At 54.2% G+C, this 8,265-nt stretch carries 9 protein-coding genes; 3 read left to right on the top strand and 6 right to left on the bottom strand.

The window, feature by feature from the left end; genetic code table 11:
- Positions 1-399: 399 nt before the first annotated feature.
- Together mepM and znuA are read right to left on the bottom strand one after the other, a co-directional pair.
- On the bottom strand, positions 400-1,725 hold the full coding sequence (mepM, locus tag GA0061070_RS23470; protein WP_090138865.1) for a murein DD-endopeptidase MepM: 1,326 nt from the start codon (positions 1,723-1,725) through the stop codon (positions 400-402).
- A gap of 15 nt (positions 1,726-1,740) precedes the next feature.
- The gene (gene znuA / locus GA0061070_RS23475; protein ID WP_090138880.1) at positions 1,741-2,685 is read right to left on the bottom strand and encodes a zinc ABC transporter substrate-binding protein ZnuA; all 945 of its coding nucleotides are present in this window, start codon (positions 2,683-2,685) and stop codon (positions 1,741-1,743) included.
- 78 nt (positions 2,686-2,763) lie between these two features.
- Here znuA and znuC point away from each other — a divergent pair, with 78 nt between their 5' ends.
- Positions 2,764-3,519, top strand: a complete 756-nt coding sequence (gene znuC / locus GA0061070_RS23480; RefSeq protein WP_090138867.1) for a zinc ABC transporter ATP-binding protein ZnuC — start codon at positions 2,764-2,766, stop codon at positions 3,517-3,519.
- Positions 3,516-4,301: a zinc ABC transporter permease subunit ZnuB gene (znuB, locus tag GA0061070_RS23485; RefSeq protein WP_090138869.1), complete on the top strand. Its 786-nt coding sequence runs from the start codon at positions 3,516-3,518 to the stop codon at positions 4,299-4,301. Before znuC ends, znuB begins: the two co-directional genes overlap by 4 nt.
- Positions 4,302-4,382: 81 nt before the next feature.
- Here the strand turns inward: znuB and ruvB are convergent, their stop codons facing one another.
- The 3 genes from ruvB to GA0061070_RS23500 form a co-directional block, all read right to left on the bottom strand.
- Positions 4,383-5,393: a Holliday junction branch migration DNA helicase RuvB gene (gene ruvB, locus GA0061070_RS23490; RefSeq protein ID WP_090138871.1), complete on the bottom strand. Its 1,011-nt coding sequence runs from the start codon at positions 5,391-5,393 to the stop codon at positions 4,383-4,385.
- An 8-nt stretch (positions 5,394-5,401) separates the two neighbouring features.
- Complete coding sequence (gene ruvA, locus GA0061070_RS23495) at positions 5,402-6,013, bottom strand: Holliday junction branch migration protein RuvA (RefSeq protein WP_090138873.1); 612 nt, start codon at positions 6,011-6,013, stop codon at positions 5,402-5,404.
- Between the two features lie 98 nt (positions 6,014-6,111).
- Positions 6,112-6,993 carry an SDR family oxidoreductase gene (locus tag GA0061070_RS23500; protein WP_090138875.1) on the bottom strand — a complete coding sequence of 294 codons (882 nt, stop codon included), beginning with the start codon at positions 6,991-6,993 and terminating at the stop codon, positions 6,112-6,114.
- A 95-nt stretch (positions 6,994-7,088) separates the two neighbouring features.
- Between GA0061070_RS23500 and GA0061070_RS23505 the strand changes: the two genes are divergently transcribed.
- Positions 7,089-7,907 carry a helix-turn-helix transcriptional regulator gene (locus GA0061070_RS23505; protein WP_090138878.1) on the top strand — a complete coding sequence of 273 codons (819 nt, stop codon included), beginning with the start codon at positions 7,089-7,091 and terminating at the stop codon, positions 7,905-7,907.
- Between the two features lie 107 nt (positions 7,908-8,014).
- Here the strand turns inward: GA0061070_RS23505 and GA0061070_RS25715 are convergent.
- On the bottom strand, positions 8,015-8,265 hold a 251-nt coding region (locus GA0061070_RS25715; protein ID WP_244153191.1), incomplete at its 5' end, for a transposase.

Here is an 8,265-nt window from a genome sequence, read left to right on the forward strand (position 1 = left end):
TCTGTCCGGCTACTACGACCTCTGCTGACTTCTCGCTCCGGTTAATGACCGTTGCCCTTTCAGACATAAGGCGAGATCTCCCCAGGTAAGAACGCACTCCTTCATCACACAACCGCCGCATCTACGCCGTTTTGCCCTGGTCACAAGAGTTTCGCGGTTCCTTGCCCGCTCGCCCTGCTCGACAGCGCCTCCTATGCGATTTTTGTTCATCGGCTCATGATTTATGCTCCACGCTTCCTCCCCACATTCGGTCGCCCTCATGCAGTTGCGCTTCACTTCTTTCGCTATGACCAGCTTAAGGCGGGACTTTCACCCACAGGAGTGCGCCCATGCTGGGCGCACAAAGAAAAAGCCGGTGCGTAACAAGCACCGGCTTCGAACGCATATTTGTTAAGCGAATCAGTCAAACCGCAATTGCGGAATAACCTCTTTCACCTGTGTCAAATAGTCCGTGCGATCCGAACCTGTCAGCCCTTCAGTACGCGGCAGTTTTGCCGTTAACGGATTGACAGCCTGTTGGTTTATCCACATTTCATAGTGCAAATGCGGCCCGGTGGAACGTCCGGTGTTACCCGACAAGGCAATGCGATCACCGCGCTTCACTTTCTGACCCGGTTTTACCAGCAGTTTACGCAGATGCATGTAACGGGTTGTGTAAGTACGTCCATGGCGGATTGCAACGTAGTTCCCCGCTGCGCCACTGCGTTTCGCTACCACAACTTCACCATCGCCAACCGCAAGCACCGGCGTGCCCTGCGGCAGAGCAAAATCGACGCCTTTGTGCGGCGCAATGCGTCCAGTAACTGGATTCAGACGTCGCGGCTCAAAGTTTGACGAGACGCGGAACTGTTTCGCTGTCGGGAAACGCATAAAACCTTTCGCCAGCCCGCTACCATTGCGATCGTAAAATTTGCCATCTTCGGCGCGAATAGCGTAGTAATCTTTGCCGTCAGAACGAAGGCGAACGCCGACTAACTGGCTCTGTTCCTGTTTACCGTCCAGCATTTCACGGGACATCAACACGGAAAATTCATCGCCTTTTTTCAGCTTACGGAAATCCATCTGCCACTGCATCGCTTTGATTACGGAGCTCACTTCGGCACTGGTTAAACCGGCTTCACGGGCGCTGGCGACAAAGCTGGCGCCAACAGTGCCTTTCATCACTGAATTAACCCAGTCTCCCTGCTGCATCGCACTGCTCATTTTAAACCCGCCATCGACACGGTCATACGTGCGAGTTTCGCGGCGGGATATCTCCCACGTCAGGCGTTGAAGATCGCCATCGGCGGTGAGCGTCCATGAAAGTTGTTGACCTATCTTCAGATTACGCAGTTCCTTATCGGCAGCGGCTAGCTGGCTGATATCTCCCATAGCAATACCGTACTGGTTGAGGATACTACTGAGCGTATCGCCGGTAGAAACCACATATTCGTGAACGCCAACGTCATTGGCGGTTTTATCGTCCAGTTCATCTTGCGGGATATCATCCACATCATCAGAAGTGGTTTGATCGATAGGTTCGCTGGCTTCCGGCAGCAACGAGCGGATTTCATTTTTCGGCAGATCAATCGCTTTTACGATCGGGGCGGTAGCTTCAGGATGATAAACGTAAGGCCGCCAGACGGCGACCGTGAGTGTAAGAACGGTAAGCGACCCCAGCATGACACGGTGGGGTCGGGGCAGATTGTTAAATGCCAGAGCGACAGAGCGGGCTATCTGTTGCACGTATTCACTTCCTCGTTATTCTCCTTTCAGGCAGCTCGCATACTGGTGAGTCAGTTGGGCAAGGAACTGTGAATAGCTCTCTTTGCCTAACTTGATACTGATTCCAAGTGGATCCAACGTTCCCATTCGAACGGATGTCCCTCTGGCAACAGCTTCAACGACCGCTGGCCTGAACTGCGGCTCAGCAAAAACGCACGTGGCTTTTTGCTCAACCAACTGTGTTCTGATTTCATGTAAACGCTGCGCACCAGGCTGAATTTCGGGATTGACGGTAAAGTGCCCCAATGGGGTCAGCCCGTAGTGTCTTTCAAAGTAGCCGTAGGCATCATGAAAAACGAAATACCCCTTCCCTTTCAGCGGTGCCAGCTCATTCCCAGCTTGCTTATCCGCCTGAGTTAATGATGCCTCAAAGGCCTGCAAGTTGGCGTCAAGTTTGGCTCGACTTTGCGGCATAACTTCCACTAATTTATCGTGGATTGCAACCGCCGAAAGCCGCGCAATTTCTGGGGAAAGCCACAAATGCATGTTGTAATCACCATGATGGTGATGTTCGTCACTTTTTTCGCCGTCGTGATGTTCACCACCATGCTCATGCTCGTCTTCATCGGCCCCTTTGATCAGCAGCGGTTTTACGCCGGCGAGCTCGGCCATCGTCACCCGTCTCTGCTCAGAGATTTGTTGTGCGGAACGCGCCATAAAGGCTTCCATCTCCGGCCCGACCCAAAAAACTAAGTCCGCGTTTTGTAAGCGTTTTACATCTGAAGGACGCAGTGAATAATCATGCTCGGATGCGCCATCTGGCAGCAACACTTCGGTAGTCGTCACCCCGTCAGCAATGGCAGAAGCGATAAACCCCAATGGTTTGAGTGAAGCCACCACAGCGGCATTAGCGGTTTGTGCTGTACCGCCGAGAAGAGCAGCAGATAGCGCTGCGCAAAGAAGCGTATTTTTATGTAACATAATGCGACTGTTCATCGTAATGAGTATGTGGGGTGTGATATTATAACATCCCACAACTTGTGCAACCTGTTAAATGCTATGACGAATCTTGTAACGCTCGAAAAAGTCACCGTTGCTTTTGGCCAGCGGCGCGTCCTGTCTGACATTTCGCTCAACTTACGCGCAGGAAAAATTTTAACATTACTCGGCCCTAATGGTGCGGGTAAATCAACGCTGGTGCGCGCAGTTCTGGGCCTGATAGCACCGGATGCGGGGATGATCAAGCGTGAAAAGAACCTGCGTATCGGCTATGTGCCGCAAAAATTGCATCTTGACGCCACCTTGCCGCTGACGGTCGGTCGCTTTATGCGTTTACGCCCCGGCACTCGCAAAGACGAAATTATTCCAGCGTTGAAACGCGTACAGGCCGCACACCTGGTGGATGCACCGATGCAAAAGCTTTCCGGAGGCGAAACGCAGCGTGTTTTGCTGGCTCGCGCCCTGCTTAACAGCCCGCAGCTTTTGGTGCTGGATGAACCAACCCAGGGCGTAGACGTCAATGGTCAGGTCGCGCTCTACAACCTGATAGATCAACTGAGAAAAGAGCTCAACTGTGCAGTACTGATGGTTTCCCACGATCTGCATCTGGTGATGGCGAAAACGGATGAAGTCCTGTGCCTTAATCATCATATCTGCTGTTCAGGTACGCCAGAAGTGGTTTCCATGCATCCGGAATTTATCTCTATGTTTGGGCATCGCGGTGCGGAACAACTTGGCATTTATCGCCATAACCATAATCACCGCCACGATCTGCAGGGCCGCATTATTCTGCGCCAGGGTAATGGACACTTATGATTGAATTATTACTGCCTGGCTGGTTGGCCGGCATCATGCTTGCCTGCGCTGCCGGGCCGCTGGGTTCATTTGTCGTCTGGCGACGGATGTCCTATTTTGGCGATACGCTGGCGCACGCTTCTTTACTTGGTGTTGCATTTGGTCTGCTGCTGGATGTGAATCCATTCTACGCTGTTATTGCCGTGACGTTACTGCTGGCTGCTGGTCTGGTGTGGCTGGAGAAACGCCCGCAACTGGCGATTGATACCCTGCTCGGCATCATGGCGCATAGTGCGCTGTCTCTCGGCCTGGTTGTGGTCAGCCTGATGTCGAACATTCGCGTCGATTTGATGGCCTATCTGTTTGGCGATCTGCTGGCGGTGACGCCAGGCGATCTGATTGCCATTGCCCTTGGCGTGGTGGTAGTACTGGCGATCCTGCTCTGGCAGTGGCGCAACCTACTGTCGATGACCATCAGCCCGGAGCTGGCATTTGTTGACGGCGTGAAGCTGCAACGCGTCAAGCTGTTGCTGATGCTGGTTACCGCCCTGACTATTGGTGTCGCCATGAAATTTGTCGGCGCGCTGATCATCACTTCACTATTAATTATCCCGGCGGCGACAGCGCGTCGATTCGCGCGTACGCCAGAGCAAATGGCGGCGGTTGCCGTAGGCGTCGGGATGATTGCGGTGACCGGCGGTCTGGCTTTTTCCGCATTCTACGATACGCCAGCCGGCCCCTCAGTCGTGCTATGTGCGGCACTGCTGTTTATCTTCAGCATGACCAGGAAACCCGTTAGCTAATATTAACTGGGCGGTCGGGTTAAATCATCCGCAACCACCACTAACGTAAAGGCCGCAAGCAGAAGCTATCGGCATTTTTGTTTATGGCATTTTTGGGGGCGTGATGCCGAAGTGGTTCCAGGCCCGCACTGTCGCCATACGCCCACGCGGTGTCCTCTGTAAAAACCCTTGCTGGATCAAATACGGTTCCAGAACATCCTCAATGGTTTCCCGCTCCTCGCCAATTGCCGCCGCGAGGTTATCCAGCCCGACGGGACCGCCAAAGAATTTATCAATCACCGCCAGCAGAAGTTTGCGATCCATATAGTCGAACCCTTCCGCATCAACGTTCAGCATATCCAGTGCTTTCGCCGCGATTTCAGCCGTGATGTCGCCATCATGTTTCACTTCGGCAAAATCGCGCACGCGGCGCAGCAGGCGGTTGGCAATACGCGGCGTACCGCGAGAACGACGCGCTACTTCCAGCGCGCCCTCTTCGCTCATCACCAGCCCCATATAGCGGGCACTGCGACCGACAATATGTTGCAAATCGGCCACCTGGTAAAACTCCAGTCGCTGCACAATGCCAAAACGGTCACGCAGCGGCGAAGTCAGTGACCCCGCGCGCGTTGTCGCGCCAATCAGCGTAAAAGGTGGAAGATCGATCTTGATGGAGCGTGCCGCCGGGCCTTCACCGATCATGATATCGAGCTGATAATCTTCCATCGCCGGATAGAGCACTTCTTCCACTACCGGTGAAAGACGATGAATTTCATCGATGAACAGTACGTCGTGCGGTTCGAGGTTGGTGAGCATCGCCGCCAAATCGCCCGCTTTTTCCAGTACCGGGCCGGAAGTGGTGCGCAAATTAACGCCCATTTCATTGGCGACAATATTCGCCAGCGTGGTTTTCCCAAGGCCTGGAGGACCAAAAATCAACAGATGATCGAGCGCATCGCCGCGCAGTTTTGCCGCCTGAATAAAAATCTCCATTTGCGAACGAACCTGCGGCTGGCCGATATATTCATCGAGCATTTTCGGGCGAATAGCGCGATCCACAACTTCTTCCACATCAGTACTGGCAGGGGCTACCAGACGGTCTGCTTCAATCATCCTCTACCTCACAACGCTGCGCGCAGCGCTTCACGGATCAGGGTTTCACTGTTGGCATCCGGGCGGGCAATCTTGCTAACCATCCGGCTGGCTTCCTGAGGTTTATATCCCAGCGCCACCAGCGCGGCAACCGCTTCCTGCTCTGCGTCGTCCGTCGCCGGGCTGGCTGGAGAGGCGAGAACCAATTCGGTCGCCGGGGTGAAGAGATCGCCATGCAGACCTTTAAAGCGATCTTTCATTTCGACAATCAGGCGTTCGGCAGTCTTTTTACCGATACCTGGCAATTTGATCAGCGCCGCCGGATCTTCCCGTTCGACGGCGTTAACAAATTGCTGTGCTGACATGCCGGACAAAATCGCCAGTGCGAGTTTTGGCCCGACGCCATTCGTTTTGATCAGCTCGCGAAACAGCGTGCGCTCCTGCTTATTGTTAAAACCGTACAGCAGTTGCGCATCCTCACGCACCACAAACTGGGTGAAAACCGTCGCCTCTTTACCGGCATCCGGTAATTCATAAAAACAGGTCATCGGCATGTGCACTTCATAACCCACGCCTCCCACTTCCAGCAGAACCAACGGGGGTTGTTTTTCTACAATAATGCCTCTGAGTCTGCCTATCACGTGACGCTCCTGCGCTATGGGCTAAGGTGTAATGCTGTATCATAAAAAAAGGCTGGATAGATATCCAGCCGAATTAGAAAGAAAAGCACGGGCACGGTTCAGGAATTGGCGTAATACGCCTCATCGCTCAGATCGTCTAACAGCGTGCGCTGCGTTGGTTGCCAGCCCAGCACTTCGCGAGTCCGTTCACTTGATGCTGACATCTCCCCGGCCGCAAATCTGGCGAACCAGCCAAAATGTGCGGCTTCGCGCGGTTCGGCTGGTAAACCAAGCATTTTTCCGATGGCAATAGCAATATCGCGCATGGCAATCGCCTCCTCCGCAACCGCATGGTAAACCGGCTGTGTCACGCCGCTTTCCAGCGCCAGCCGATAGACTTTCGCAGCATCAATCCGGTGTACCGCCGCCCAGTGATTGTTCGCCTCTGCGGGCCAGGCAGCAACACCGGTTTGTTTTGCTAGTGCGATCAGGATAGGTACAAAGCCGTGATCGCCGACGCCGTGTACGGTGGGTGCCAGGCGGACACTCGCCGCACGTACGCCTTTTTCAACCAGCGCCTGCGCCGTCTGTTCGGAACGACGAGGAAAGTCAGGTCCTTCGGCCGGTTTGTCTGCTTCTGTTGCCAGGCGCCCCTGCACCAGCCTTGCCAGCCCCGATGTTACCAATAGCGGGCGTTCGGAGCCGAGTAACGCCTCTCCCAGCACTTCAATGGCGCGTTGATCCTGCACACAACTCTCTGTAAAGCGTGAAAAGTCATGATTAAACGCGGTGTGGATCACGGCATCGGCTTTTGCCGCCGCCGCAAAAAGAACATCATGATCGTCCAGCGTCCCGTAAACCACTTGCCCGCCAGCGGCAAGCAGTGCCTGCGCCTTGTCTCTATTTCGTGCCAGACCACTGACCTGATGCCCGGCGGCCAGTAACTCTGCCGCCACTGTTGCGCCAACCCATCCGGTTGCGCCAGTCAGAAAAACATGCATGCGTGTGCCTCCTGATATTGACTCGCGCCGTTATCCTTATAAATATCCGTGATAGTGAAAAGTAGTGACTTTATCGTGGTATAAGGACTAACAGGATGCAGAGTGTTACTCAGCCAAAAGATCTGGGCAGTTATCTGAAATCACGCCGCGCACAGTTGGATCCCAATGAGCTGGGATTTCACACCGCACGCCGACGCACGCCTGGGTTGCGGCGGGAAGAAGTCGCGCATCTGGCCTGTATTAGCGCCACCTGGTATACCTGGCTTGAACAAGGACGCGGCGGCACGCCATCCGCAGAAGTACTGGACAGAATTTGTCAGGCGCTGCGCCTTTCCGAGCGGGAACGGGAGCATGTTTTTCACCTGGCTCTCGGCCGCGCGCCGGACATACATTACGCGGCGACCGGCACAGTAACCGAACGTCTGCAAAGGGTGCTGGACTGTATGCCCATCAGCCCGGCGCTGATCCGCAACGCCACCTGGGATGTGCTGGCATGGAACAAGGCCGCCACCGTGGTTTTATCCGATTACCCCACGTTGCCCGCACAGGAACGCAATATTCTGCGCCGCATTTTCCTTAATCCACAGGTTTGTGCTACCCAGAGCGACTGGTATGCGCTGGCGCGCTATCTGGTGGCGGCGTTTCGTGCCGATGCGACCCGTGCAGGAGCATCGGCAGAGATCCGCCCTCTGGTAGAAGAGCTGAGTTCAGCCTCTCCTGAATTTGCCGAGCTATGGCAAAGCAATGATATTGTCGGGATGGGAGAAGGCACCAAAATTCTGTTGCACAGAAATGTCGGCAAGTTGTCGCTGGAGTATTCAAGTTTTTCGGTTGAAGGACAACCTGATTTGACGATGTTGGTTTATAACCCATCGGAAGAAGAGGATGCGCAAAAAATCCTCTCACTGTTATAAAAAAAGCGCCATTAACTGGCGCTTCAGACTGCTGACGAACCCCATGTTTTTGCATGGGGTTCTTCTTTTGTAGCGACCGCAGGTCGCGATCGCGATATTTTCCCGCTTTAACCTGTCATCACTTTCTCTGGCTTCACAGGGCGAAGGCATCCCCCTGACAGACCTTCCTGCACCATAAAAAACAGATAAAAAAGCGCCAGCAGCGCCATCTTCTTCATATTCTGCGCCGTCGCCGCAAGCAGGCACTGCATCTGTACCTTCATCAGACCACGGAACCGCGCATACCGGTGCCCGTGATGTTGTTTCGCATCCGCGAAGCTCCGCTCCACTGTCTCCTTACGCCGCGCATACACCTTTT

The organism is Kosakonia oryziphila (assembly GCF_900094795.1).
Taxonomy (GTDB): Bacteria; Pseudomonadota; Gammaproteobacteria; order Enterobacterales; family Enterobacteriaceae; genus Kosakonia; species Kosakonia oryziphila.